We start from the raw sequence: 24,566 nt of genomic DNA, 5'->3' as shown, positions 1-24,566 counted from the left end.
GCTATACGGTTTGGCCGAGGACGCCCAGCCATAGCTGGCCGATCAACTCGTGCGTTGCATCGGCGTTGGGCGGATGGAACGCGCCGGCGCGCACGTCGCGAAAAAGCCTTTCGAGTTCCTGCCGGCGCGAGAGCGAACCCGCGCCGCTCACCTGCAAGGCGAGATTGACCACACGCAGCGCGCCATCGACGGCGTGCTGTTTGGCCGCAAGGAGTTGCGCGAGCCACAGTTCGCCAGGTGCGTAGCCGTCCCACCAGCGCTGTGCGGTGCGCTCGAGCAGCGCCTCGATGCTCTCCAGTTCGATCGCGGCTTGCGCGACGTGGGCCTGCGTGAGCGGCTTGAACGCATACGTCTGGCCGCCCAGCGCGAGAGAGCGCCGCGATCGCGCCGCATCCAGCGCCAGGTCGAAAGCGCGCTTCGCAATGCCGTAATACACCGCGCCCAGCCCGGGCAGGACTGCGCCAAGAATGCCGTCGACGAATGGGTCATCGGGCGGCCCCGCGGGCAACACGCGGGTGACGTGCTCGGGCTGCGCAACGACGCCTTCGAGCCACGTGTCGTGACTGCTCGTCGCACGCAATCCGAGCGCGTCCCACGTGGGCTCGGTGCGATGGCCCGCCGCGTCCCGGCGAATGAAGGCGTGCACGATGCGCGGATTGGCCGGATCGCTGTCGTCGCGTCCATGCACGCCGAGCCAGTCCCATGCGGGGGCGAGCGACGTGAATATCTTGTGGCCGTCGAAGCGCCAGGCGCCGCCGGGTAGCGGCGTCGCGCGCACTGTCGAGTCCGCGAGGCCCGCATCGTTGCCAGGCTCGCCATGGCCTGCGGCGAACACCTTTCCAGCGCCGATTTCGCGCAGAATCCAGTCGGCCGAAGGATCGCCGCGCCGCCACAAATGCAAGGCGGCGCCTGCCCAGTAGAGATGCATATTGAGTGCGAGCGCCGTGGCGGGCGCCCGGGAGGCGAGCCTGATCTGTTCGCGCAATAGCGCCGGCAGCGTGAAACCAAGGCCGCCGAACTCGCGCGGCACGCTTGCACGCAGGAAACCTGATGCGTGGAGGTCAGCCAGATCCTCTACGAAGAACGCGTTCTCGCGGTCGTACTGCGCTGCGCGGGCACCGATGCGCTCCAACAGTGAGTCGGTGAGCAGTGGCGACCCCGCTTGCGGGGTAAGTGATGATTGCGGCGCTCGATGTTCCAGTACGGTACTCAAGACGTTACCTCCTGCATGGGCGCGAGCGCGGGTCACGTCACCGTGTGGCGGAAGTGGCCGCGGCCGCAGCGATCCAGATACGGTTGAGAGGTCGCGCTTCAAGACTGCGGGAGCGCGCGGGCGGTGCAATCCGCTCGTTGCCCATTATGGTTTGGGACGCAAACCGTGGCCAATATCAAATCGAGATTTACATATCGAAGGCAGATAATAGGGATGCCGAATCATATGCGTTATCTTTCCGATTCGTTCGATGCGGCGGAAGGTGCGCGATGAAGGTGTGCGATGAAGGTGCGTTTTTCCGTGCCGCGATCAATGCACGTAGCCACCCTTCACGTAACGCACTGGCTCCGCATCAATGCGCAGCAGTAGCGAAGTGAGCGGATCGGACCGCCCGCGGCTCACGCGCCCGCCGCGCCCGCCGCGTTCGCCGCGTTCGCCGCCCGCGCCGGCGGCTGTGCAGAGCAGCGCCGCGTTGGCCCATGCGGGGTCGCCCGGTTTCGCCTCGGCGCGCAGCCAGCCGTTGCGGTCCGCGATCAGTTGCGAGCCCGCGAAGGCTTGCGCATTCACGCCCGCTATGCCCGCGAACGCAGTCCACGCTCCGGGCGAGACGGCCACGCACGAGGCGTCGCCATTCGCTGCCCAACGCGCGGCTTCGGACGGCGCGGGCAACGCGCCGTCGCGGAACAGCAGCAGCGTTTGCCAGCGCGGATCTTCGAGCGGAGGCGCGCGCCCGTCGACGGCCACGGCCCGAACTCGCTGCCCTGCGCGCCAACTGGCCAGCGGCACGGCCGGCGCGTCGCCGCAGCGCACGTCTAGTGCAGGCAGCGCCACAGGCACGGGCCAGCCTTCGCCGTCCTGCGCGCCGCCGCCCGCGGCCAGGACCTTCAGGTAATCGAGAATGGCCCACGTCTGCGCATCGGACAGGCGTCCTTCGAATCCGGGCATCGTTTGCGCGCCGTCGCGTGTGTGCATGCCATGCAGCACGCGCCAGAACAATTCCCCGTCCAGACGATGACCGAGCAGCGGGCCCACGACGGTCGGCGGCCAGTGCACGAGCGTGCCGGCGCGCGGGCCGTCGCCGCGGCCCGTGTCGCCGTGGCAGGCCGCGCACTCGCGCGCATAGTGTGCCGCGCCGAGCGCGATCGTCTCGACCGAGAAGGGCGTGGTCTGGAAGCTCGTGGGCACGGCGTCGGTCAGCCACAGCGAAGTGTCGGGCCACGGCGCGAACCAGGCGGCGAGTGCGGCCGCGGCGAACAGCGCGATGCGCCGCCCGCGCCAGACCAGACCCGCGACCGCGAGCAGCAGTGCGCCGCCGGTGGCGGCGAGCGCCAGTGCGAGCTGGCGCGCGACGCCCGCATCGATCAGCAGAACCTCTACGGCGAGGCGTTTCGGCCACGGCCACGCGGGCTGGCCGTGGCTGTCGCCGGCGATGCCGAGCGCGTGCGCCACACTGCCGAGTTCGACCTGCGCCGCCTGCAGCGCGCCGAGAAACGGGTTGAGCCAGACGTTGCCGGAAACCAGCGCGCTCATCGCCGCGCGTGGGATGAAGCGTGCCGCATCATTCGTATTCCTTACCAGCTCGCGTCGAGGCCGAGATGCTGCAAGGCTTCGCGGCGCAGCGCGGCAAACGCCGGGTCGCCGCGATGGCGCGGATAGGGCAGGTCGACATGCAGTTCGGCCGCGACGCGCGCGGGCCGCGGGCTGAACACGATCACGCGCTGGGCAAGAAAGAGCGCTTCTTCCACATCATGGGTGACGAGCAGCGCAGAGAAACGGTCGCGCTGCCAGAGATCCACGAGTTCGCTCTGCATTGCCAGACGCGTGAGCGAGTCGAGCTTGCCGAGCGGCTCGTCGAGCACGAGCAGGCGCGGATCGTTGACGAGCGCGCGGGCCAGCGCCACGCGCTGCGACATACCGCCCGAAAGCTGGTGCGGAAAGGCATCCGCGAATTCGGTGAGGCCAACGCGTTCGAGCTCGACATCCACACGCTTGCGCTCCTGCTTGATCACGCCGCGCGCCTGCAGCCCGAGCGCGACGTTCGCGCGCACGCGCCGCCATGGGTAGAGCGTCGGGTCCTGAAACACCACGACGCGCGAGGGATCGGGCCGCTCGATCGGCGCGCCGTCTTGCAGGACCCTGCCCTGCGTCGCCGGTTCGAGCCCCGCGACGAGACGCAGCAGCGTGGACTTTCCACAGCCGCTTGGGCCCAGCAGCGCGACGAATTCGCCCGGCGCGACCGAGAGCGTCACGTCGTCGAGCACCGCGAGCGGGCCCTTGGGCGTGTCGAAGCGGTGGCTCACCTGCTCGACAGAGATATGTGCGCCCCGGATCGCTGGCTCGGGCGAGATCGAGGGCGTGGCGTGCGCCACGGCGGCATTTACCATTTGACGGTTCCTTTCTGCCAGACGAGCGTGCGATCGCGCACGAGGAAGAGCAGGGTGATGAGGCCCGAGAACAGGACAGCCATCACGAGCAGCGCGGCGTACATGTTCGAGTACGACGCCCACCCCTGCGCCCATGTGAGGTACCAGCCAAGGCCGGATTTCACGCCCATCATCTCGGCTGTCACGAGCACCGTGAACGAGGCGCTCAGGCCCATGAAGAGGCCGACGAAGACCTGGGGCAGCGCAGCCGGAATGGCGACGCGCAGCACGAGGAACCGCTGGCTTGCCCCGAGCGTGCGGGCCACGTCGTAGTACGCCTTGTTCACGCTCGCGACTCCCGACCACGTGAGCACGGTCACGGGGAACGCGGTGGCGAGCGCGATCAGGAAGATCGCGGCGGAACGGCTCGACGGGAAGATATAGAACGCGAGCGGCAGCAGCGCCGTGGCGGGCACGGGGCCGAGCACGCGCATGAGGGGGTGCACCCAGTAGCCCACGGCGCGCGACCAGCCGATCGACACGCCGATGAGGAATCCGGCCGCGCCGCCGTAGAGAAAGCCTACGGCGAGCAGGCCGATCGAATGGACCACGCAATCGGCGAGCCGCGCCCAGTCGTCGCGATAGACCTCGACGAGCGCCTGCGGCGGCGCGAAGAACGGCGTAGGCAGGAGCGCGGTCTTCGCCGTGAGGATCTCCCAGAGCGCGAACGCAACGGGCAACGCGATCAGCCATGGTCCCGCTTTTCTCAAGCCGCGCAGCGCGGGCCGCAACCGCTCGCTGCTGCGTTCGAGAGCGGGCAGTACGAGCGCGAACAGCGCGAGCCATGCCGCGATCGCCCAGGCGGCCGCGCCCAGTTCGGCGGTATAGGCCCAGTCGGAAAAACCGGTGATGCGGTTCGGCCACAGGCGCGTGACGCCGCCAAACACGGCCCATGCCGCCGCGACCGCGAGCCCGGTGTACCACGCGGTTGGCTGCCCGGAAGAACGCCGGCCCCGCAGGTCGACGTTCGCGAAAGGCTGGCCTGCGCCTTCGCTGGCCTCCAGTGCGTCGCTGGCGCCGGCGCGCGCCAGCGCAGGCTGTTCGAGCGTCGTCATCGCGTCACCCCAGTACGTTGGTGTAGACGGCCGCGGCGAAGCGCTGCGGGTCGGTGGTGGGCTTGAGCACGCCGGCGCGCTTGAAGTCCTCGGCGAAGTACGCGATCTCCTGCTGGAGATCGACGTTGGTCGGATGGTGATCGTAGGTGAGCGACGAATAGAGCTTTACAAGGTCATCCTCGGCGAATTTCGGCGTGTACTTCGCGAACGATTTCGCCGCTTCCCGCGGGTTCTCGCGCGAGAAGTCGGTGGCCTGGATCAGCGCACGCGCAAGCGCCGCAGCGGTCGGGCGATCGCTGCGCAGCAGCGAGCCCCGTGCGGCGATCACGCAGCAGACCTTGTGCGCGTATTCGTCGGAAAGATTGCTGGCGAGATGCGTGTATGCGCCCGGACGTTGCCGTTCCAGCAGATAGAGATTCGGGTCGCCGTCGGCGATGGCCTGGATCTCGCCCTTTTGCACGGCGACATCGAGCAGGTCCGCGGGATACTGGCGCCAGCTCACGTCGCGGTCCGGGTCGATGCCGTGCTTGAGCAGCAGGATGGCGAAGAAGTTCTTGCCCGGAGAGGCGAGGTCGCTCACCCCCACGGTCTTGCCTTTGAGCGCGGCGAGCGACGTCACGCCGGCCGCGCTCGAGCCGATCAGGCGCACGCATCCGCCGTGCACGCTGCTGATGATCTTCACGTCGAACCCTGCCTCCAACGGTTTGAGCCAGCGGTGGATCATGCCGACCGCAGCGTCGGCCTTGCCGGTGGAAAGCGTTTGCAGCAACTGGTCGTTCGAGCCGGCATAGCTCACTAGATTGACCTTCAGTCCGTTCTTTTCGAAGAACCCCTGCTCCTGCGCGACGGCGACGGGCGTGAGGCAAAAGCCGTTCGGCGCCCACGCGAAGGTGAACGGCTTGAGCGCCGGCGCCGACCATGCCTTGCGGCCGAGTGTCAGAACCGGCGCGCTCAGCGCGGTCGCGCCGGCGGCGCGCAGCCATTTGCGGCGTTGCCCGTTCGGGGCGGGCGGGGTGAGACTGGAACCGTGCAATGCGGCCATGAATCGGTCTCCGTGCGGATCGAAGTGAAGAGGCGCTTGAGGTGAGTACGGTCTGCATACGTGCGCGCGCGTCGCCATGAATTGAATCGTATGTAAACCTAATTAAATGGCGTAAATATTGGAAAGCGACGTCGAATGTCAGCGTAACGCCGAATCTGGTTTGCCGCGAAATAATGAATTGCGCAAACCATATGCTGTCGTTTGTCATCGGACGTTCCAGCGTGAATATTCCCGCCCATGCAGGCAAAGTGCATCGTGATGACGAAGTGATGCCCGTGCTGATTTGCTAACGCCAAAGCCTTCTTTGCCGTCGTGCGCTTCTTGCACCAGGATGAAGTGCCGCGGGCGCTTGTGTCCGCGTTTGTCATTACGGGAGCCTTCATGCGATATAAGGGCTACGAAGTCGAAGCGTCCGCACACGCATTGCCGAGCGGACTCTACGCGGCGAACCTGACCATCGAAAACTGGTCGTCGCCGCCCGGTTCGTCGTTCACTTTCGACGCACTCGATTACTTCTTCGAGGCCGATCACGCCATTGCGTACGCCTCGCGCTGGGCGCGACTGTGGATCGACCAGCGCGGCAGGCCGGCGTCATGTTGACGAGGGCGCACGCGATCGAATTCGCACGAATGCATCTCATACGTGTGCCCATTTGCATATCAGTTTTTATTGGTTGGAACGGCGGCGGCGCACTCGCATAGTGGAATCCTGATGGCTATAGGCGGCAGCGCTCCGAAGGTCGGGGCGCTGCCGTCCACATTAAGGAGACACTGATGACAGTGGAACTGCATGAAACGCCGCTGCACGCGGATCTGGAAGCGGCGCGCGGCGCCGCGCAGGCGGCCGGCCTGCCCTACGCGGGCAGCGTGACGCCGCGGCAAGCCTGGGCGCTCCATCAGGCGGGCGAAGCGGTGCTCGTGGACGTGCGCACGGCCGAAGAGCGCAAGTTCGTTGGCCACGTGCCCGACACGTTGCATGTGGCGTGGGCCACGGGCACGAGCTTCACACGCAATCCGCGCTTCGTGCGCGAGCTCGAGGCAAAGACAGGCAAGAGCGCGGCGATTGTCCTGCTGTGTCGCAGCGGCAACCGGTCGGCACAGGCCGCCGAAGCGGCGGCCAAGGCGGGTTTTACCCATGTGTTCAACGTCACCGAAGGCTTTGAAGGCGACCTGGACGAAGCCGGCCGGCGCGGGCGCCGTAATGGCTGGCGTTTTCATGACTTACCGTGGGTGCAGGATTAGAGCCTGTTCCCGACGCCCCCAACGAATAACGAAGAGAGAATTGGCGTGACCGTATTTCATGTGTCGGAAATCGTCGATGCGCTGCAAGGCGTGCGTCAGCAATGGCGGGAATTGCAGCGCCGCGCCCTGGAGCCGGGCGGGCGCGACCTGCCCGCGCGCGAAGCGCTGGCCGAGGTCGTCGAAACGCTCAAGGGCGTGCTGTTCCCGATGCGGCTCGGGCCGCCCGACCTGCGCCAGGAAAGCGAAAACTTCTACGTCGGCCATGCGCTCGACGCCGCGCTGCACGCACTGCTGGCGCAGGCGAGGCTCGAACTGCGCTACAAGGCGCGCCACGCCGAAGCCGATCACGGCGAAATCGATGCACGCGCATTGGCTGCCGTGCGTGCGTTCTCGCAGCGCCTGCCAGTCATCCGTGGATTGCTCGACAGCGATGTGCTCGCGGCGTTCAACGGCGATCCGGCCGCGGGCAGCGTCGACGAGGTGCTGCTCTGCTATCCGGGCGTGCTGGCGATGATTCACCACCGGCTCGCGCACGAACTCTACCGGCTCGGTTTGCCGCTGCTCGCGCGCATCATTTCAGAACTGGCGCATGCGGCCACCGGCATCGACATTCATCCGGGCGCGCAGATCGGCAGTGCGTTCTTCATCGATCACGGCACGGGCGTCGTGATCGGCGAAACCGCGATCATTGGCGAGCGCGTGCGTGTGTACCAGGCCGTGACGCTCGGCGCAAAACGCTTTCCCCGCGACGCGGCCGGCAATCTCGAGAAAGGGCTGCCACGTCATCCCATTGTCGAGGACGAGGTCGTCATTTATGCGGGCGCGACGATTCTCGGGCGTGTCACGCTCGGGCGCGGCGCGGTGATTGGCGGCAATGTCTGGCTGACCGAAAGCGTGCCGGCGGGGGCGCATATCACCCAGGCGATTTCCCGGCACGAAGTGCGCGCGCCGGCGCATGAACGCCCCGGCACCGCCGCGCCGGATGCCATCGCAACGGGCGCGGCATAATGAGCGCCATCGTCCATGACTTCGGCGCCACGGTGCGCCGCCTGCGCGAGGCGCAGGCCTGGTCGCAGGAGCGGCTCGCCGAACATGCGGGACTCAACCGCACCTACGTCGGCGAAATCGAGCGCGGCACGGCCATCGCTTCGATCGTCACCGTCGAAAAGCTTGCATTGGCTTTCGGCTTGGGTATCGCGGAGCTGCTTGCGGGTGGGGCCGCGGGCGCGCCGACCGCGATCTCGCTTCCCGGCAGCCCGTTGTCGCCCTGAGGCTTCCCGCACGCTGCCGTCTATAGCCGGTTGATCCGGCTCCATTGGCTCCTCATAATCAGCCGTCTTCATAAGCAAAGCAGTTTTCGTTATAAGTCACCGGAGCCCTCGTTCATGTCCTCGATTCAGAGCGGCCAGACCGCGCTTGGCGATAACGCCGCGCGGCAACTGGCGAATGCCACCAAAACCGTCCCGCAGCTTTCCACGATCACGCCGCGCTGGCTTACGCACCTGCTGCAATGGGTGCCGGTCGAAGCCGGTATTTATCGTCTGAACCGCGTTAAGGACCCCGAAGCAGTGCGTGCCGCCTGCACGGCGCGCGAGGACGAAGGCACGCTGCCCACGACATTTGTGCCTTACGAAGAGCAGCCGCGCGAGTACTTCCTCAACGCGGTGAGCACGGTGCTCGACGTACACACGCGGATTTCCGACCTCTACAGCAGCCCGCACGACCAGATCAAGGAGCAACTGCGCCTCACGATCGAAACGATCAAGGAGTTGCAGGAAAGCCAGCTCATCAACAATCCCGACTACGGCCTGCTGGCGAACGTCGAGGAAGACCAGCGCATTTTCCCGCTGACCGGCGCGCCCACGCCCGACGACCTCGACGAACTGCTCACGAAGGTCTGGAAAGAGCCCGCGTTCTTCCTTACCCATCCGCTCGCGATTGCCGCATTCGGCCGCGAATGCACGCGGCGAGGCGTGCCGCCGCCTACGGTCAGCCTGTTCGGTTCGCAGTTCCTCACGTGGCGCGGCGTTCCGCTGATTCCTTCGGACAAGGTGCCGGTTGCCGACGGCAAGACCAAGATCCTGTTGCTGCGCGTGGGCGACAAGCGCCAGGGCGTGGTGGGCCTGTATCAACCGGGCGTGGCGGGCGAGCAGGGACCGGGGCTCTCGGTGCGCTTCATGGGCATCAACAACCAGGCGATCGCGTCGTATCTGATCTCGCTGTACTGCTCGCTGGCGGTGCATTCGCCGGATGCGCTGGCTGTGCTCGATGACGTGGAAATCGGCAAGTACCATGACTACCCTGACACCTACCGCTAACCCAACGGAGATCGCGCATCCGCCGTTGCCGGGCGGACTGCCGGATCCCGCCACGCTTGCGCGGCTCGCCAACGAGTTCTTCAGCACGTTGCCGGGCGGCGCAGGCGCGCCCGGCGTCGCGGCAGGAAGCGGCGCGGTAGGCGGCGTGCCGTCCGCCTTGCCCGCGGCCGCGCCGATACTTGCCTCGGTCAGCAATCCGGCGCCGGCGGGCTCACCGCTCGCGGGTCCGGGCGGCACCGGCACGGGCGTGCCGGGCTTCGCGCCGCCGCAAGGCAAGGCACCGGGCTTGAATCTCGCGCCTTCCGCGCCCACGCACGTGCTTTCGCTCGGCAATCGCGTACCCGCGCTCGCGCCGCACGCGGCGGCGGCGAACGGGCTGCCCGACAACGCGGTGACGGTCGCACCGGCGCTGGAGCCGCGCGCGGGCGGTGCGCTGCTTGGCGTGCCGCAAGCGTACGCCGTGTCCGAGCCGCCCGAGCCCGTGCGAGCCACGACGAGCGAGCGTTCGCCGTTCTACTTCACGGAAACGGCGGGCAACGGCTGGCGCGATACGGCGCGCGATATCGAGGTGCCGGTGCACGGGCTCGCCTCTCCCGAAGCGTTCGGCTTGCCGGGCGACGATGCGCTGCGTGGCCTGCTGACGCTCGATCATCGGGACTACGATGCAAACGGCGGCCCCGCGCGATACTTTCTCGACGAACGGGCAGCGGCGCCAGGCGTGAGCCAGGGGGTGCCGTTGCGCGGCGCGCATCCGCCTTTCGATGTCAATGCGGTGCGCCGCGACTTCCCGATCCTCCAGGAGCGCGTGAACGGTAAGCCGTTGGTGTGGTTCGACAACGCCGCGACGACGCACAAGCCGCAGGCCGTGATCGATCGCCTCGCGTACTTCTACGCGCACGAGAACTCGAACATTCACCGCGCGGCGCACACGCTCGCGGCGAGAGCGACCGACGCGTACGAGCATGCACGCAAGACGGTGCAGCGCTTCATCAATGCATCGTCGCCCGAAGAGATCGTGTTCGTGCGCGGCACGACCGAGGCGATCAACCTGATCGCGAAGACCTGGGGCGTGCAGAACGTGGGCGAGGGCGACGAGATCATCGTCTCGCATCTCGAGCACCACGCGAACATCGTCCCGTGGCAGCAGCTCGCCGCGCTCAAGGGCGCCAGGCTGCGCGTCATTCCGGTCGACGATTCGGGCCAGGTGCTGCTGGACGAGTACCGCAAACTGCTCAACGACCGCACGAAGATCGTCTCGGTCACGCAGGTGTCGAACGCGCTGGGCACGGTCGTGCCCGTGGACGAGATCGTGGAGCTTGCGCATCGCGCGGGCGCGAAGGCGCTGGTCGACGGCGCGCAGTCGATTTCGCACATGCGGGTGGACGTGCAGGCGCTCGATGCGGACTTCTTCGTGTTCTCGGGCCACAAGATCTATGGGCCGACCGGCATCGGCGTGGTGTACGGCAAGCGCGAGGTGCTGGAAAACATGCCGCCATGGCAGGGCGGCGGCAACATGATCCAGGACGTGACGTTCGAGCGGACGGTGTTCCAGCCGCCGCCGTCGCGCTTCGAAGCGGGCACCGGCAATATCGCCGATGCGGTGGGGCTGGGCGCCGCGCTGGACTATGTGAGCCGCGTCGGCATCGAAAACATCGCGCGTTACGAGCACGATCTGCTTGCCTACGCAACGAGCGTGCTCGCGCCGGTGCCGGGCGTGCGCCTCGTGGGCACGGCTCGCGACAAGGCCAGCGTGCTGTCGTTCGTGCTGAAGGGCTACAGCACCGAAGAGGTGGGGCAGGCGCTGAGCCGCGAAGGCATTGCAGTGCGCGCGGGGCACCATTGCGCCCAGCCCATTCTGCGCCGTTTCGGTCTGGAAGCCACCGTGCGGCCCTCGCTCGCGTTCTACAACACGTGCGAAGAGGTCGATGCGCTCGTGTCGGTCGTTCGCGGTCTGGCGCCGCGGCAGTAACACGACCCCGGAGCGGCGTTGCCTGACGCCGCTCCGCTTCCTCTTTTCCTCTCTCCTTTCCGTTTTCCACTTCCGCGCGATATCGATAAGCCCGTTCGTGAGATATCGATCTGCCAATCCGTTATTGGAGCGGCGCGCGCCGGCTTTCTATACTCGGTTTTCCATCAGCACTCGCACGAGGCGAGTGCCATTTTCACCGCGAATAACCGAGAGATAACCGCAAGGAAGCCACCCATGAGCCTGCGCCCACTGCACGATCGCGTGATCGTCAAACGACTCGACCAGGAAACCCGCACCGCTTCGGGCATCGTCATTCCCGATAGCGCCGCCGAAAAGCCCGACCAGGGCGAAGTGCTGGCCGTGGGACCGGGCCGCCGCGACAACGACGGCCGCCGCATTGCGCCGGACCTGAACGCGGGAGACCGCGTGCTGTTCGGCAAATACGCGGGGCAGACCGTGAAGGTCGACGGCAACGAACTCCTCGTGCTGCGCGAAGAAGACATCGTCGCAGTCGTCAATCAATAAGCGAGAACCTGAGAGAGCACGTCATCATGGCAGCCAAAGACATCGTATTCGGCGACATCGCCCGCACCAAACTCATCGAAGGCGTGAACCTGCTCGCCGACGCCGTCAAGGTCACGCTCGGCCCGAAGGGCCGCAACGTCGTGCTCGAACGCAGCTTCGGCGCGCCCGTCGTGACCAAGGACGGCGTTTCGGTCGCCAGGGAAATCGAACTGGCCGACAAGCTCCAGAACATCGGCGCGCAGGTCGTCAAGGAAGTCGCCTCGAAAACGAGCGACGCAGCGGGCGACGGCACCACGACCGCCACCGTGCTTGCGCAGGCGATCGTGCGCGAAGGGCAGAAGTACGTGGCGGCGGGGCTCAACCCGCTCGACCTGAAGCGCGGCATCGACAAGGCGGTGGTGGCCGCCGTTGAAGAACTCAGGAAGATCAGCAAGCCCACCACGACGAGCAAGGAGATTGCGCAGGTCGCGACCATTTCGGCCAACGGCGAGGAGTCGATTGGCCAGCGCATTGCCGAGGCGATCGATCGCGTGGGCAAGGAAGGCGTGATCACGGTGGAAGACGGCAAGTCGCTCGCCGACGAACTCGACGTCGTGGAGGGCTTGCAGTTCGATCGCGGCTATCTCTCGCCGTACTTCATCAACAACCCGGACAAGCAGGTCGCCGAACTCGACAATCCGTTCATCCTCCTGCACGACAAGAAGATCTCGAACATTCGCGACCTGCTGCCGCTGCTCGAACAGGTGGCGAAGGCCGGGCGCCCGCTGCTGCTGATCGCCGAGGATATCGAGGGCGAGGCGCTCGCCACGCTCGTCGTCAACAACATTCGCGGCGTGCTGAAGACGGTGGCCGTGAAGGCGCCGGGTTTCGGCGACCGCCGCAAGGCGCTGCTCGAAGACATCGCGATCCTCACGGGCGGCCAGGTGGTCGCCGAGGAAACGGGCCTCACGCTGGAGAAGGCCACGCTCCAGGAACTGGGCCAGGCCAAGCGCATCGAGGTGGGCAAGGAAAACACCACGGTGATCGACGGCGCGGGCGAAGCCGGCGCCATCGAGGCGCGTGTGAAGCAGATTCGCGTGCAGATCGAGGAAGCGACCTCCGACTACGACCGCGAGAAGCTGCAGGAACGTGTGGCGAAGCTGGCGGGCGGCGTGGCTGTCATCAAGGTGGGCGGCGCCACCGAGATCGAAGTGAAGGAAAAGAAGGACCGCGTGGACGATGCGTTGCATGCCACGCGCGCGGCCGTGGAAGAGGGCATCGTGCCGGGTGGCGGCGTGGCGCTGATCCGCGTGCGTCAGGCGATCCTCGACCTGAAGGGCAAGAACGCCGACCAGACGGCGGGCGTGAAGATCGTGCTGCGTGCACTGGAAGAACCGCTGCGTCAGATCGTGAGCAATGCGGGCGAAGAAGCGAGCGTGGTGGCGGCGAAGGTCGCGGAAGGCACGGGCAACTTCGGTTACGACGCGGCCACGGGCGAATACGGCGATCTGGTCGAAAAGGGCGTGCTCGATCCGACCAAGGTCACGCGCACGGCGCTGCAAAACGCGGCTTCGGTGGCGGGACTCTTGCTCACTACCGATGCCACGGTGCATGAGGCTCCCAAAGCCCAGGCGGCGCAAGCGCCGGTGGGTGGCCCTGGCGGCGCCGATCTCGGCTTCTAGGCCGGTTTTGCCGGGCAACGGGGGAAGGCCGCCCTGGCGTGACGCCAGGCGCGGCTGGCATGTTTCGACAACCGGGCGTCAGCGCGCTCAGGCGGATTGCCAGCGCGCATCGGCGACGACGAGCTTCTTCGGGATCAGCTTGAGTTCGGAGAACGTATCGGCAATTTGCTGCTGGTAGGCGAGCGTGGCCGCGTCGACGGGCTGCACGCCGTAGCTCGCGCGCCTGAGGGCGAGTTCGAGCGTCGACGCGTCGAGGCCGACAAGCGGTGACAGTTGAGCCGCAACGGCCGGAACGTTGTCGCGTGCCCAGGCGTCCACGGCGCCGATTTCCTCCACGACCGCATGCAGGACAGACGCATGCGCGTTCGCGAAGTTACGGCTTGCTATGTAGTACTGTGTATTGCGAACGAGGTTTTCGCCGTTCGCGATCGAACGCACTTTCGCCTGGCGTTCGATTGCCGCGAGGTAGGGATCCCAGATCACCCAGGCGTCCACGCTGCCGCTCGTGAATGCGGCGCGCGCATCGGCGGGAGCGAGATAGACGGGCTGGATATCTTCATACTTGAGGTTGGCTCTCTGCAGCGCCTTGACGAGCAGATAGTGCACGTTCGAGCCTTTGTTGAACGCAACGCGCCTGCCGCGCAGGTCGGCGGGCGTGCGGATCGGCGAATCTTCGTGCACGACAATGGCCTCACCCTGCGGCGCGGGCGGTTCGCTGGCAATGTAGACGAAATCCACGCCGCCGGCCTGCGCAAAGATGGGCGGCGTTTCGCCCACGGTGCCGACATCCACCGCGCCGGCGGCAAGCCCTTCCAGCAACTGCGGGCCACCGGGAAACTCGAGCCATTGCACGGTGAAGCCGAGCGGCGCGAGCCGCTTCTCCAGCGTGTGCTGAGCCTTTAGCACCACAAAGTTGCCGTACTTCTGGAAACCGATGCGCAGGACCCGGCCTTCGTCCGCGCGTGCCGCGCCGCTTTGAAGCGTCAACGCGGCAGCGCTCGTGAGCCCCGTTGCGCCACGCAGCGCGGCGGCCGTCGCGGCCCCCGCTGCGAGCTTCAATAGCTTGCGGCGTGCGCCGTTTGCCGTGTGGTCGTCGTGATGGTCGTAGTTGTCGTTCGACATCGTGCCGTTGCCTGTTTAAAGATGCATGTTGAAACTGCCGCGGGTGCGCGGCGATCCGTCTCTCACCTTAATCTGTTTCAACATCGGCACAACCAAGATATTGTCAGATGCTTATCTGCGCTGGCGCCCTCAGCGGAGTTTGCCGATCCGGAGTATGTTGTGACTTTCGTTTTCCGGCGGCCGAAGCGATGAACCGTAACCGACAGTTGCATCTCGGCGCATTCATGCGCCCCGTCAGCCTGCACACGGGGGCGTGGCGTTACCCCGGTGCGTACCCTGACGCGAATTTCAATTTCGCGCATCTGAAGCGCTTTGCGCAGACGCTCGAGCGTGCGCGTTTCGACGCGTTCTTCATGGCCGACCACCTCGCCGTCCTGAACATGCCGGTCAACGCGCTCAAGCGCAGCCACACGGCCACCTCGTTCGAACCGTTCACCTTGCTCTCGGCGCTTGCCGCCGTGACGGAGAAGATCGGGCTCGTCGCAACGGCTTCGACGACGTTCGACACGCCATATCATGTCGCGCGCCGCTTCGCCTCGCTGGATCATCTGAGCGGCGGCCGCGCCGGGTGGAACCTCGTGACGACTTCCAATCCGGACGCAGCGCTCAATTTCGGCCTCGAGGAACACGTGGAGCACGACGAACGCTATCGCCGCGCCCGCGAATTCTTCGACGTCGTGACTGGCCTCTGGGACAGTTGGGCCGACGATGCATTCCTGCGCGACGTGGAGAGCGGCGAGTATTTCGATCCGGAGAAGCTCCATGTGCTCGCGCACAAGGGTGACTACTATTGCGTGCGCGGGCCGCTCAATATTGCGCGGCCGCCGCAGGGCTGGCCGGTGGTGGTGCAGGCCGGATCGTCGGAGGCCGGGCGGCAACTCGCTGCCGAAACGGCCGAGGCGGTCTTCACCGCGCAGCCGAATCTCGAAGCCGGCAAGCGTTTCTATGCCGACGTGAAGGGGCGCATGGAAAAGCTGGGCCGCGATCCCGATCATCTGAAGATCCTGCCTGGCGCGTTCGTCGTGGTGGGCGACTCGCAGGAAGAGGCGCGCGAGAAGCGCGAACGTCTCGACAGCTTCGTGCACTATGACAGCGGCATTGCCTCGCTATCGATCGCGCTCGGTCACGACGTCTCCGGTTTCGAGCCGGACGGCCCGCTGCCCGAGATTCCGGAGAGCAATGCGAGCCGTACCGCGCGGCAACGCGTGGTGGACTGGGCGCGCGACGAGGGCTTGACGATTCGCCAGCTCGCGCAGCGCGTGGGCGGTTACTCGGGCCTGCAAATGGTCGGCACACCGGATTCGATCGCGGACGAGATGGAGCAATGGCTGGTGGAGGCGGGCAGCGATGGCTTCAACGTGATGTTCCCGTATCTGCCCGCGGGCCTCGATGACTTCGTGGAGAAAGTCGTGCCCGAGTTGCAGCGGCGCGGCATTTTCCGTCGCGAGTACGAGGGCAATACGCTACGCGAGCATCTCGGCCTGCCGAAACCGGAGAACCGGTTTTTTACGGTCAGCCAATATGCCGGTTAGCAGCGGCGCGAATATTGTTGGATCGATTCGTTCGTGGCGGCAGTGGCCGCCGCGCACGACAATCCCCGTGTGCCCTCAATTCGATCACGGAGCGTCGATCTACCATGACTCGAGACCTGCTGCTGTTGCTGGAACCTGGCTTCACTGACCCCGCGCGTCCCGGCGAGCGTTTCATCTGTCCGGACGGCGCGCCGATAGAAGGACTGCTCGCGTCCGAGCCCGAGCGCGTCGCGCGGCTCGATGTGAAACGCCTGCCGTTTGCGCGCCCGCGGGCGGCCGTGATCGACGTGCTCGACGAGGCGCATCAGGGGTTGCCCGTGCTCGTGCTGGGCGACGAGCATCCGGTACCCGAGGGCGTACAGACGCTGAACGGCCGTCACTTCGTAACCGACACGAAACGCATTCTCGCGCTGCTTGCCGATCGGCACGGTTTTCCCAGGGTGCATTGAGCGGATACGATCAGGCGGCGTCGGGCGACGCCGCCTGCGTGAGCTCAGAGCGGCGGAAGGGCCTGGGTAAGCGTAGAGACGAAGCGAGCCGTGCGCGCATCGCGCGGCCGCGCGAAGAGTTCATGCGACGGGCCGGCTTCGACGATCGCACCCTCCTTGAGAAAGACTGCGTCGTGCGCGACGGAAGCCGCGAGCCGCAAATCATGCGTCGCCATCAGCATGGTCGTGCCCTCCTGCGCGAGCTGCCTCAGCACGTCGACCACTTCCGCGGAGAGTTCGGGGTCGAGCGCCGAAGTCGGCTCGTCGCAGAGCAGCACCTGGGGCGAGGGCGCGAGTGCGCGCGCGATCGCCACGCGTTGCTGCTGGCCGCCCGAAAGCGTGGAGGGCCATGCGTCCGCCTTCTGGGCAATTCCCACTTTCGCAAGCAACGCGGCGGCGCGCTCGCGGGCTCGCTCCTTCTCCCATTTGAGGACCGTGACGAGACCTTCCATCACATTCTCGATCACGCTCAGGTGCGGGAACAACTGGAAGTTCTGGAACACCATGCCGGTATGCCGACGCACCGAGGCGATTTCCGCGTGGGAGAGCCGCCGGCCGCGGCTGAATTCGAGGCGGGCATCGCCCACGCTCAACGTGCCGGAGTCTGGCATTTCGAGCAGATTGATGCAGCGTAGCAGCGTGCTCTTGCCGCTGCCGGACGGCCCGATCAGCGCCGTGACGCTGCCGGCCTTGAGCGTGAGGTCGATGGCCGCGAGCACCTCGTGGTCGCCGAACGACTTGTGGAGTGTCTCGATGTGGATCATCAGCGCCCTGCCTGGAACAGGGCATGGCGGCCATAGCGCGCTTCGAGACGCCCTTGCGCCTGCGAGAGCACGGAGCTGAACAGGAGATAGATCAGTGCGGCCTCGGTATAAAGAATGAGGGGTTCGTAAGTCACGGCGGCGATGCGTTGTGCAGCCTGAAAGATTTCCGGCACGGTCAGCACGGCCGCGAGGGACGTGTCCTTCACGAGCGAGATGAACGAGTTCGAGAGCGCGGGCAACGCTACGCGAATCGCTTGCGGCAGGATGGCGCGGCGCAGCGCCTGCGCGCGCGTCATGTTCATCGAATAGGCGGCTTCCCACTGGCCGCGCGGAATCGATTCGATCACGCCACGAATGACTTCCGCGTTATAAGCGCCCACATTGAGTGAAAAGCCGATGATGGCCGCCGTCAACGGATCGAGCACGATGCCCACGTTGGGCAGCCCGTAGAAGATGACGAACAGCTGCACGAGCAGTGGCGAGCCGCGAAAGAGCCAGATATAGAAACGCACGGCCGCGACCGCCCAGCGTTGCCCGAAGAGGCGGATGAGCGCCGCGCAGAACGCGAGCGCCATGCCGATCGCGAACGAAGCCAGCGTGAGCGGGACGGTAAAGACCAGTCCCGCGTAGAGCAGTGGCCACAACGATCGCGCCATCAAATGCAGCCATGCCGGCATTGTTCAGTCCGCCTTATTGCGAAACGTCTTTGCCGAAATACTTCTGCGAGATCTTCGCGTAGGTCCCGTCGGCCTTGATATCGGCGAGCGCCTTGTCGACGGCCGCGACCAGGTCCGGGTTGCCCTTGCGCAGCAGCACGCCCGACTGGTCGTCAGCGGAAGACGCGTCGATGGCGGCGATCTTGAGTTTCGCGTCCGGCTTGTGCTTCTGGAAGTCGAGGAACGAAAGCGCGTCGTTGACGGTGGCGTCCACGCGGCCCGATGTCAGCAGATCGATCGATTCGTTGAAACCTTGAACCGGCACGACGTCGGCACCATGCGACGCGGCGAGCTTGCCGAAGTTGCTGGTCAGCGTATTGGCCGACTTCTTGCCCTTCAGGTCGTCGAAGGAATGGATGGTCGTGTTCTCCGAGCGCACGATCAGCACGGCGTGCGTCGAGATATACGGCTTCGAAAAATCGTACTTGGCCTTGCGTGCGTCGGTGATCGAAACCTCGTTGATCACGGCGTCGTAGCGATTGACGTCCAGGCCCGCGATCAGGCCATCCCATTTGCCTTCGACGAACTGCGGCTTCACGCCAAGCCGTTGTGCGATGGCCGTGGCGATATCGACGTCGAAGCCGGTCAGCTTGCCGGTTTCGTCATGGTAGGTGAACGGCGCGTAAGTGCCTTCGGTGCCGACACGGAACACACCGGACGACTTGACCTGCGCGAGTTCGTCTGCAGCGAGGGCCGGCGCCGCGGCGACGACCGACAGCAGAGCGGCGAAAAGAGCGGAGCGGATGGCTTTCATGATTGAAATGTTCGTAATGAGAGTTTCGTTGACGGCATCAGTGAGTCGACGGATTCTACTGTCGGCGTGTCTGCCTGCAAACCAGACACATTCGCTATGCATATGCGCTGGTGGAATATAACGACGGATGTGCTGCATCCACGGACGCGCCTTCCTGTTTTTGGGTTGCTTATGTTTATTCACGCAGCCGGGGCGGGAACCACTTCGCCCGTCTCAACGGCCGATTCGCGCTTCACTCGCTCGATGTCGCGATAGCGTGCCGCCGGATGCTCGTCGGGCAATCGCGCACCGCCGCCGAAGAGCTTTTCGCGCAAGGTGCCCGGCGCGTAGTCGCGCGGGTACACGCCGCGGCGCTGCAGCTCGGGCACGAGGTACTCGACGACATGCTCGAAGGTCTCATGCGCGAGCGCGTACGCCAGATTGAATCCGTCCACGCCGGTTTCTTCGACCCACTCCTGGAGGATGTCGGCAATCGTCGTGGGGGAGCCGACGAATACCGGTCCCATTCCGCCTACGCCGCCCCACTTCGCCAGCGCTTCGATGGTCCAGGTCGTGTCGCCGCCCGAGAGATGTTCGACGGCCGAATGGATCGCATTCGTTTGCACACGCTTGACTGTGTCGGTGGGCAGGTACTGCCCGAAGTCGATGCCGGTCCAGCCCGACATGAACACGAGCGAGCCGTCGTAGGAGACGTGGCGCTGATACTCCTCGAAGCGCGCCTGTGCTTTGGCATCGGTCTCGTCGACGATCACGGTGACGAGGTTGTAGATCAGCAGCCTGTTCCCATCGCGCCCGGCGAGCGCCGCCTGGCGGCGCACGTCCGCCACATAGTCGCGCAGCAGGTTTTTCGTGAGTGCCGCGACGAACACACATTCGGCATGCTGCGCCGCGAACGTCTTGCCGGGGCCCGATGCGCCGGCCTGAAACAGCACCGGTGTGCGCTGCGGAGAGGGCTCGCAAAGATGATAGCCTGGTACTTCGAAGTATTTTCCCTTGTGGCCGATTTCGTGCACTTTCTCCGGGTGCGTGAACACGCGCCGGTCCCGGTCGCGCACCACGGCGCCGTCTTCCCAACTGCCCTCGAACAGCTTGTAGAGCACCTCGACGTATTCCGTCGCGACCTCGTAGCGGTTGTTGTGGTCGCGCAGACCGCCTTGCCCGATATTCTTCGCGCCGCTCTCGAGATACGACGTCACGATGTTCCACGCGAGGCGCCCCTTCGTATGATGGTCGGCTGTGGACAGACGCCGCGCGAACGTGTAGGGGTGCTCGAAGCTCGTGGAGGCCGTGATGCCAATACCTAGATGCGACGTCACCATCGCGATGGGCGCGGCGAGTTGCAGGGGGTCGTTGACCGGAATCTGCGCGGCCTGATGAAGCGCGTGATAGTTACTTCCTTTGTAGACGTCGTAGTAGCCGATTACATCTGCGATGAAGATCGCGTCGAAGACCCCACGCTCGAGTATCTTCGCGAGGTCGGTCCAGTAATCGAGATCCTTGTACTGCCACGAGCGATCGCGCGGGTGGGTCCAGAGGCCTGGCGACTGGTGGCCCACGCAGTTCATCTCGAACGCGTTCAGGTGGATAGTTTTGCTCATGATGTTCAATTGCTCCCGCGTTCCTGTCCGTTGCCGATTTGCCAGAGAAAGGGCGGCTCGGTGCCGTTGATGGTCCAGTCACCCACGATCTTCGCCTTGTAGACGAGCGGATTGTGCGACGACACCGCGCGTGCATTGCGCCAATGGCGGTCGAGCGCGTGGCCGGCGCGGATGGCAGACGCGCCGAGCGCATCGAACAGATGCGTCGCCGCGCGCAGCGCGAATTCGGAGGCGACGATCTGGGCCTGTGCCGAAGCGATTTCGGCTTCCACGTTTGCCGCGCGCTCGGCCTCGTCGTCACCTTCGAAGCGCGCCTCGTAAGCGCGCTGTGCGGCGTCTCCGGTCTGCAGCGCGACGGCCTTTGCACCATAGGCCCATGAGGCGATCTCGCCGATCACCTGCTGGATCTGCGCGTCGTCACTCACGCGCGGCGCGTTGCCGTGGCTGTAGATACGCTTGCGGCTGCGCACGAGGGTGGCGGCATCGCGCCTCGCTGCCTCGGCAATTCCTGCGAGCGTGGCGACGTGAAAGAGCTGATAGAACGCGGTCTGATATTTGAAGCGGCGGCTGAAGTCGATGATGTTGCGGCCCTCGACCGCGGCGTCGCGAAAGAGCGTGGTACCGCTGCCCGTGGTCGTCTGGCCGAAGCCGTCCCAATCGTCTTCGCGAAGCACGCCGGGCTGGTCCGTCGCCACGGCCACGATCACGTCGCTGCCGTCCTCTTCGCGCTGCGCGAACACGTCGATCCAGTCCGCGTAGAGGCTGCCGGTGCTGTAGTACTTCGAACCGTTGAGCACGAAGCCGCCGTCGCGGCGCGCGACCTTCGTGTTGATCTGGCCGAGCGCGACGTCGCCAGCCTCGGTCCATGCATTGCCGACGAGCTGGCCGCTCACGAAGCGATCGAACCATGCGCGCTGGTCCGCGCCGGCAGGCACGTTCAGCCAGTCCTCGACGAAGGCGAAGTGCCCGCGCAGCGCCTGCGGCAGGTTCGAGTCCGCGGCGGCAAGCTCGATGAGCAGTTGCGCCAACTGCGCGATCGAAGCACCCGCGCCACCGTCACGCACCGGAATGCGCACGGCGCCGAAGCCCGCTTGCCTGAGCGCGGCAATCGCGTCATGCGGCAGCGTGCGCGAGCGCTCGCGTTCGGCGGCTTCGCGGCCGATCTCCGTGAAGATCGGGCGGAAGCGGGCGGCGAGGGTTTCGTAGTCGGCGCCTTGCGAGAGCGCGTCATGGGATCGGGAGACATTCATGCGTTCTTTCTCGGTTGGGGGTGGAGAGACTGCGCACCACGCAGCGAAGAAGAAAAGTATAGAAACCCGCGCGCTGCGGCTCCAATAACTGATTGATGAATCGATATCGGCTTGCCCGATTTGCTTCTGCGCGTTCTTTGCAATGTCGTCGAATTGGCTGTTGCGACAGCGGATACGCCCTGTTCCTGTCAGGCCGCTTTCTGTAGGGTGCCTTATCAAATGCAGACGCATGAATATGAGCATCGCTTCGTTGGGCTCTCTCCCATGCCTCGCTACGATGGGCAGCACTGTCCGCTAGCGATCTCCAACCGGCTAACCCCAGCGATGTCCGCTCCGATTCTGACTGCCCACTCGATCACGAAGCGTTTTGGCGCGACGCTCGCGCTGTCGCGGCTGAACTTTTCCATCCACGCCGGCGAGGTCGTTGCGCTGATGGGCGCGAACGGCGCCGGGAAATCGACGTTCGTCAAGATCCTGAGCGGCGTGAATTCGCAGGACGAAGGCGGGCTCACGCTCGGCGAACACGCCTATGCGCCGGGTTCGCCCCAGGCGGCGAAGCGTCTGGGCGTGGCGACCGTGCATCAGAGCATTGCCGACGCCGTGGTGCCCGCGCTGTCCATTGCCGACAATCTTCTGCTCGACGAACTTTGCGGCGGCGGAGCGCGCTGGTGGACGCCGCGCGCTTCCCGCTACACCCGTGCAGCCGCGCTGGCCGCGCGCGTGGGGCTCGAAGCCGACCTCACGGCACCGCTCGGTTCGCTTTCTCTCGCCGGCCAGCAGCGCGTGGTGATCGCGCGGGCGCTGGCTACGCGCCCGCGGCTGCTGATTCTCGACGAGCCTACGGCCAGCCTTTCCGCGAGCGAGGCCGCACGGCTCCATGCGCTAGTGGATGACTTGCGCGCGGAGGGCGTGGCGGTGCTGCTCGTCTCGCATCGGCTTGGCGACCTGCGAAGACTGGCTTCGCGGGTGGCCGTGCTCCGTGACGGCCGCATCGTGGCCGAACAGAGCGCGCCCATCGATTTCGACGCGGCGCTGGAGGCGATGATCGGCCGCGCACTGCCGCAGGCGCGAGTCTTGCCACGCACGGGCGAGGCGGGCGCGGAACCCGCATTGCGGCTGCGCGGCTTGCGCCTCACGGCGCATGGCGACGCGTTCGATCTCGACGTGCAGCAAGGCGAGATCGTCGCGGTTGTCGGCCCGGTCGGCGCGGGGAAGTCGAGGCTTGCCCAGGTGATATTCGGCGCGTTGCGCGCGACCGCGGGCGAGATGCGCCTTTACGGCAGCGCCTGGGCCCCGCGCTCGCCAACCGACGCGATCCGCGCGGGCGTATTTCTCGCCGGCGAAGACCGGTGGCGCACGTCACTCTTTCCCGACACCGTTGCGTTCGCATCGATCGCCGGCACGATCAGTTTTCCGTTTCTGTCCCGCTGGCAGCGCGGCGTGGGCCTGCCTCGCGATCGCGAAGCCGCGCAGGCGCAAGACGCCATCGAGACATTCGGCATTCGCTGCTCGGGTCCGGACGACCGCGTCGCGCGGCTTTCGGGCGGCAATCAGCAGAAGGTGCTGCTCGCGCGCTGGCACGCCGAGCCGGCCCGGCTGCTGCTGCTCGACGAGCCGTTCCAGGGCGTCGATGCGGGCGCACGGGCCGATATCGCCGCCGCGTTGCGCGAGCGCGCCGCTACGCGCGCGACGCTCGTTTTCGTCAGCGACCTCGAAGAGGCGCATGAAGTCGCCGACCGCATCGTCCTGTTCGACCGCGGCACAGTCGAACGCGTAGCCGTAGCGGAATCCCTCTTATCAGCCCACTCATGAGATCCATCACCCCCACGGCAGCATCGGACGAGTCTTCCGCGCGCGACACGACCCGGCAGCGCCGGCACAGCCTCTTCGTCGCGCTCGAGCGCGGCGGGCTGCTGCTCGTGCTCGTCGCTCTTGGCGTCATCTTCACGGTTCGCGAACCCGCGTTTCTGAACGTCGCGAACCTGTTCAGCATCTTGCAGGCCGTCTCGATCGTGGCGTTGCTCGGCATCGGTGTAACGGTCACGCTCGCCGCGGGCGGCTTCGATCTTTCCGTGGGCAGTGTCGCCGCCTCGGCGCAGATGGCCGCTAGCTATGTGCTCGTGGTGTGGCACGGCAACGGCTGGGAAGCCGTGCTCGCGTGTCTCGCGCTGGGTGTGGCGGCGGGGCTCTTCAACGGGTTGCTGATCACGCGCCTGCATGTCCCGGACCAGCTCGCGACACTCGGCACGCTCTTCCTGCTTGCAGGCCTGCAACTGATTCCCACCGGCGGCCGCTCGCTTGCGAGCGGCACGATCCTGCCCGACGGCACCGAAGCGAGCGGCACGTTCCCCGATGCGTTCCTCGCGCTAGGCCGCGCACGCCTCCTCGATGTGGTGCCGGTGCCTGTCATCGTGCTGCTCGTGCTGACCGCGCTCGTCTCATTTGTCATGGGCTCCACGCGCTGGGGCCGGGTGGTCTATGCGATCGGCGGCAACGAGACGGCGGCCCGGCTAGCCGGTGCGCCAACGGCCCGCTACCGGCTCGCGGCTTATGTCGCTTCCGCGACGATCGCCTCGCTCGGCGGGCTGCTCATCGCCGCGCGCGTGGGGCGAGGCGACGTGAGCGCGGGGCATTCGTTGCTGCTCGATGCGGTGGCGGCAGCGCTGGTTGGCTATGCGGTATGGGGCGCGAAGCGGCCCAATGTGCCGGGCACGGTGATCGGCGCGGTGTTCGTCGGCGTGCTGCTCAACGGGCTCACGATGCTCAACGCCCCGTATTACCTCCAGGACTTCATCAAGGGCGCATTGCTGGTCGTGGCGCTGGCGTTCACGTTCAGCATCGGGCGCCGGGCGGAAGGACGCAACTGAAGCCGGCAGACGCCCGGCAATTTCGTGG

23 protein-coding genes are annotated in these 24,566 nt (G+C 65.9%); 12 read left to right on the top strand and 11 right to left on the bottom strand.

The window, feature by feature from the left end; genetic code table 11:
- Position 1 precedes the first annotated feature (1 nt).
- From AB3X98_RS17285 to AB3X98_RS17265, 5 genes are all read right to left on the bottom strand, one after another.
- A complete protein-coding gene (locus AB3X98_RS17285; protein WP_368602070.1) occupies positions 2-1,213 on the bottom strand; it encodes an acyl-CoA dehydrogenase family protein in 1,212 nt (403 codons plus the stop codon).
- Positions 1,214-1,522: 309 nt separating this feature from the next.
- Positions 1,523-2,743, bottom strand: coding sequence for a cytochrome c (locus AB3X98_RS17280; protein ID WP_368610289.1), 1,221 nt, complete (start codon positions 2,741-2,743; stop codon positions 1,523-1,525).
- Between the two features lie 41 nt (positions 2,744-2,784).
- Positions 2,785-3,597 (bottom strand): ABC transporter ATP-binding protein, encoded by an 813-nt coding sequence (locus AB3X98_RS17275; RefSeq protein ID WP_069266829.1) that lies wholly within the window; start codon positions 3,595-3,597, stop codon positions 2,785-2,787.
- Positions 3,591-4,691 carry an ABC transporter permease gene (locus AB3X98_RS17270; RefSeq protein WP_368602072.1) on the bottom strand — a complete coding sequence of 367 codons (1,101 nt, stop codon included), beginning with the start codon at positions 4,689-4,691 and terminating at the stop codon, positions 3,591-3,593. Before AB3X98_RS17270 ends, AB3X98_RS17275 begins: the two co-directional genes overlap by 7 nt.
- Positions 4,692-4,695: 4 nt before the next feature.
- A complete protein-coding gene (locus tag AB3X98_RS17265; RefSeq protein ID WP_069266828.1) occupies positions 4,696-5,733 on the bottom strand; it encodes an ABC transporter substrate-binding protein in 1,038 nt (345 codons plus the stop codon).
- 381 nt (positions 5,734-6,114) lie between these two features.
- Here AB3X98_RS17265 and AB3X98_RS17260 point away from each other — a divergent pair, with 381 nt between their 5' ends.
- The 8 genes from AB3X98_RS17260 (at position 6,115) to groL (ending at position 13,447) form a co-directional block, all read left to right on the top strand.
- Positions 6,115-6,333, top strand: coding sequence for a hypothetical protein (locus AB3X98_RS17260; RefSeq protein ID WP_069266827.1), 219 nt, complete (start codon positions 6,115-6,117; stop codon positions 6,331-6,333).
- A gap of 173 nt (positions 6,334-6,506) precedes the next feature.
- A complete protein-coding gene (locus AB3X98_RS17255) occupies positions 6,507-6,974 on the top strand; it encodes a rhodanese-like domain-containing protein (RefSeq protein WP_368602073.1) in 468 nt (155 codons plus the stop codon).
- Positions 6,975-7,019: 45 nt separating this feature from the next.
- Complete coding sequence (gene epsC, locus AB3X98_RS17250; protein WP_069266825.1) at positions 7,020-7,982, top strand: serine O-acetyltransferase EpsC; 963 nt, start codon at positions 7,020-7,022, stop codon at positions 7,980-7,982.
- The gene (locus AB3X98_RS17245) at positions 7,982-8,245 is read left to right on the top strand and encodes a helix-turn-helix domain-containing protein (protein WP_069266894.1); all 264 of its coding nucleotides are present in this window, start codon (positions 7,982-7,984) and stop codon (positions 8,243-8,245) included. Before epsC ends, AB3X98_RS17245 begins: the two co-directional genes overlap by 1 nt.
- A gap of 114 nt (positions 8,246-8,359) precedes the next feature.
- Positions 8,360-9,292: a family 2A encapsulin nanocompartment shell protein gene (locus AB3X98_RS17240; protein WP_368602074.1), complete on the top strand. Its 933-nt coding sequence runs from the start codon at positions 8,360-8,362 to the stop codon at positions 9,290-9,292.
- Entirely contained in the window at positions 9,267-11,261 is a 1,995-nt protein-coding gene (locus AB3X98_RS17235; protein WP_368602075.1) for a family 2A encapsulin nanocompartment cargo protein cysteine desulfurase, read from the top strand. Before AB3X98_RS17240 ends, AB3X98_RS17235 begins: the two co-directional genes overlap by 26 nt.
- Before the next feature lie 234 nt (positions 11,262-11,495).
- Positions 11,496-11,786 carry a co-chaperone GroES gene (locus AB3X98_RS17230; protein WP_069266822.1) on the top strand — a complete coding sequence of 97 codons (291 nt, stop codon included), beginning with the start codon at positions 11,496-11,498 and terminating at the stop codon, positions 11,784-11,786.
- A gap of 26 nt (positions 11,787-11,812) precedes the next feature.
- Positions 11,813-13,447 carry a chaperonin GroEL gene (gene groL / locus AB3X98_RS17225; RefSeq protein WP_368602076.1) on the top strand — a complete coding sequence of 545 codons (1,635 nt, stop codon included), beginning with the start codon at positions 11,813-11,815 and terminating at the stop codon, positions 13,445-13,447.
- 87 nt (positions 13,448-13,534) lie between these two features.
- On the opposite strand, the gene AB3X98_RS17220 is transcribed toward groL, so the two are convergent.
- The gene (locus tag AB3X98_RS17220; protein ID WP_368602077.1) at positions 13,535-14,569 is read right to left on the bottom strand and encodes a sulfonate ABC transporter substrate-binding protein; all 1,035 of its coding nucleotides are present in this window, start codon (positions 14,567-14,569) and stop codon (positions 13,535-13,537) included.
- A gap of 188 nt (positions 14,570-14,757) precedes the next feature.
- Between AB3X98_RS17220 and AB3X98_RS17215 the strand changes: the two genes are divergently transcribed.
- Positions 14,758-16,101 carry an LLM class flavin-dependent oxidoreductase gene (locus tag AB3X98_RS17215; protein WP_368602078.1) on the top strand — a complete coding sequence of 448 codons (1,344 nt, stop codon included), beginning with the start codon at positions 14,758-14,760 and terminating at the stop codon, positions 16,099-16,101.
- Between the two features lie 104 nt (positions 16,102-16,205).
- Positions 16,206-16,550, top strand: coding sequence for a DUF3088 domain-containing protein (locus tag AB3X98_RS17210; RefSeq protein WP_368602079.1), 345 nt, complete (start codon positions 16,206-16,208; stop codon positions 16,548-16,550).
- Between the two features lie 44 nt (positions 16,551-16,594).
- On the opposite strand, the gene AB3X98_RS17205 is transcribed toward AB3X98_RS17210, so the two are convergent.
- The 5 genes from AB3X98_RS17205 to AB3X98_RS17185 form a co-directional block, all read right to left on the bottom strand.
- Positions 16,595-17,353 carry an amino acid ABC transporter ATP-binding protein gene (locus AB3X98_RS17205; protein WP_368602080.1) on the bottom strand — a complete coding sequence of 253 codons (759 nt, stop codon included), beginning with the start codon at positions 17,351-17,353 and terminating at the stop codon, positions 16,595-16,597.
- Positions 17,353-18,030 (bottom strand): amino acid ABC transporter permease, encoded by a 678-nt coding sequence (locus tag AB3X98_RS17200; RefSeq protein WP_368602081.1) that lies wholly within the window; start codon positions 18,028-18,030, stop codon positions 17,353-17,355. The genes AB3X98_RS17205 and AB3X98_RS17200 overlap by 1 nt, the downstream gene beginning before the upstream one ends.
- A 13-nt stretch (positions 18,031-18,043) precedes the next feature.
- Positions 18,044-18,823, bottom strand: a complete 780-nt coding sequence (locus tag AB3X98_RS17195; RefSeq protein WP_342950073.1) for an amino acid ABC transporter substrate-binding protein — start codon at positions 18,821-18,823, stop codon at positions 18,044-18,046.
- 179 nt (positions 18,824-19,002) lie between these two features.
- Complete coding sequence (locus AB3X98_RS17190) at positions 19,003-20,421, bottom strand: LLM class flavin-dependent oxidoreductase (RefSeq protein WP_368602082.1); 1,419 nt, start codon at positions 20,419-20,421, stop codon at positions 19,003-19,005.
- Positions 20,422-20,426: 5 nt separating this feature from the next.
- Positions 20,427-21,671 (bottom strand): acyl-CoA dehydrogenase family protein, encoded by a 1,245-nt coding sequence (locus AB3X98_RS17185; protein ID WP_368602083.1) that lies wholly within the window; start codon positions 21,669-21,671, stop codon positions 20,427-20,429.
- Between the two features lie 324 nt (positions 21,672-21,995).
- On the opposite strand from AB3X98_RS17185, the gene AB3X98_RS17180 reads away from it, so the two are divergent.
- Both AB3X98_RS17180 and AB3X98_RS17175 read left to right on the top strand, forming a co-directional pair.
- A complete protein-coding gene (locus AB3X98_RS17180; protein WP_368602084.1) occupies positions 21,996-23,483 on the top strand; it encodes a sugar ABC transporter ATP-binding protein in 1,488 nt (495 codons plus the stop codon).
- The gene (locus AB3X98_RS17175; protein WP_069266812.1) at positions 23,480-24,538 is read left to right on the top strand and encodes an ABC transporter permease; all 1,059 of its coding nucleotides are present in this window, start codon (positions 23,480-23,482) and stop codon (positions 24,536-24,538) included. The genes AB3X98_RS17180 and AB3X98_RS17175 overlap by 4 nt, the downstream gene beginning before the upstream one ends.
- The last annotated feature ends 28 nt before the right edge of the window (positions 24,539-24,566 follow it).

Origin of the sequence: Paraburkholderia sp. BR14312 (assembly GCF_040948675.1) — a bacterium.
GTDB lineage: Bacteria > Pseudomonadota > Gammaproteobacteria > Burkholderiales > Burkholderiaceae > Paraburkholderia > Paraburkholderia nodosa_A.
Note: the sequence above shows the minus strand (reverse complement) of the source record. Positions and strands in the feature narration are given on the sequence as shown.

Coding starts and splice junctions, on each gene's coding strand:
- AB3X98_RS17280 (WP_368610289.1), bottom strand. CDS start 2,743: ATGAGCGCGCTGGTTTCCGGCAACGTCTGGCTCAACCCGTTTCTCGGC.
- AB3X98_RS17275 (WP_069266829.1), bottom strand. CDS start 3,597: ATGGTAAATGCCGCCGTGGCGCACGCCACGCCCTCGATCTCGCCCGAG.
- AB3X98_RS17270 (WP_368602072.1), bottom strand. CDS start 4,691: ATGACGACGCTCGAACAGCCTGCGCTGGCGCGCGCCGGCGCCAGCGAC.
- AB3X98_RS17265 (WP_069266828.1), bottom strand. CDS start 5,733: ATGGCCGCATTGCACGGTTCCAGTCTCACCCCGCCCGCCCCGAACGGG.
- AB3X98_RS17260 (WP_069266827.1), top strand. CDS start 6,115: ATGCGATATAAGGGCTACGAAGTCGAAGCGTCCGCACACGCATTGCCG.
- AB3X98_RS17255 (WP_368602073.1), top strand. CDS start 6,507: ATGACAGTGGAACTGCATGAAACGCCGCTGCACGCGGATCTGGAAGCG.
- AB3X98_RS17245 (WP_069266894.1), top strand. CDS start 7,982: ATGAGCGCCATCGTCCATGACTTCGGCGCCACGGTGCGCCGCCTGCGC.
- AB3X98_RS17240 (WP_368602074.1), top strand. CDS start 8,360: ATGTCCTCGATTCAGAGCGGCCAGACCGCGCTTGGCGATAACGCCGCG.
- AB3X98_RS17235 (WP_368602075.1), top strand. CDS start 9,267: ATGACTACCCTGACACCTACCGCTAACCCAACGGAGATCGCGCATCCG.
- AB3X98_RS17230 (WP_069266822.1), top strand. CDS start 11,496: ATGAGCCTGCGCCCACTGCACGATCGCGTGATCGTCAAACGACTCGAC.
- groL (WP_368602076.1), top strand. CDS start 11,813: ATGGCAGCCAAAGACATCGTATTCGGCGACATCGCCCGCACCAAACTC.
- AB3X98_RS17220 (WP_368602077.1), bottom strand. CDS start 14,569: ATGTCGAACGACAACTACGACCATCACGACGACCACACGGCAAACGGC.
- AB3X98_RS17215 (WP_368602078.1), top strand. CDS start 14,758: ATGAACCGTAACCGACAGTTGCATCTCGGCGCATTCATGCGCCCCGTC.
- AB3X98_RS17210 (WP_368602079.1), top strand. CDS start 16,206: ATGACTCGAGACCTGCTGCTGTTGCTGGAACCTGGCTTCACTGACCCC.
- AB3X98_RS17205 (WP_368602080.1), bottom strand. CDS start 17,353: ATGATCCACATCGAGACACTCCACAAGTCGTTCGGCGACCACGAGGTG.
- AB3X98_RS17200 (WP_368602081.1), bottom strand. CDS start 18,030: ATGCCGGCATGGCTGCATTTGATGGCGCGATCGTTGTGGCCACTGCTC.
- AB3X98_RS17195 (WP_342950073.1), bottom strand. CDS start 18,823: ATGAAAGCCATCCGCTCCGCTCTTTTCGCCGCTCTGCTGTCGGTCGTC.
- AB3X98_RS17190 (WP_368602082.1), bottom strand. CDS start 20,421: ATGAGCAAAACTATCCACCTGAACGCGTTCGAGATGAACTGCGTGGGC.
- AB3X98_RS17185 (WP_368602083.1), bottom strand. CDS start 21,671: ATGAATGTCTCCCGATCCCATGACGCGCTCTCGCAAGGCGCCGACTAC.
- AB3X98_RS17180 (WP_368602084.1), top strand. CDS start 21,996: ATGTCCGCTCCGATTCTGACTGCCCACTCGATCACGAAGCGTTTTGGC.
- AB3X98_RS17175 (WP_069266812.1), top strand. CDS start 23,480: ATGAGATCCATCACCCCCACGGCAGCATCGGACGAGTCTTCCGCGCGC.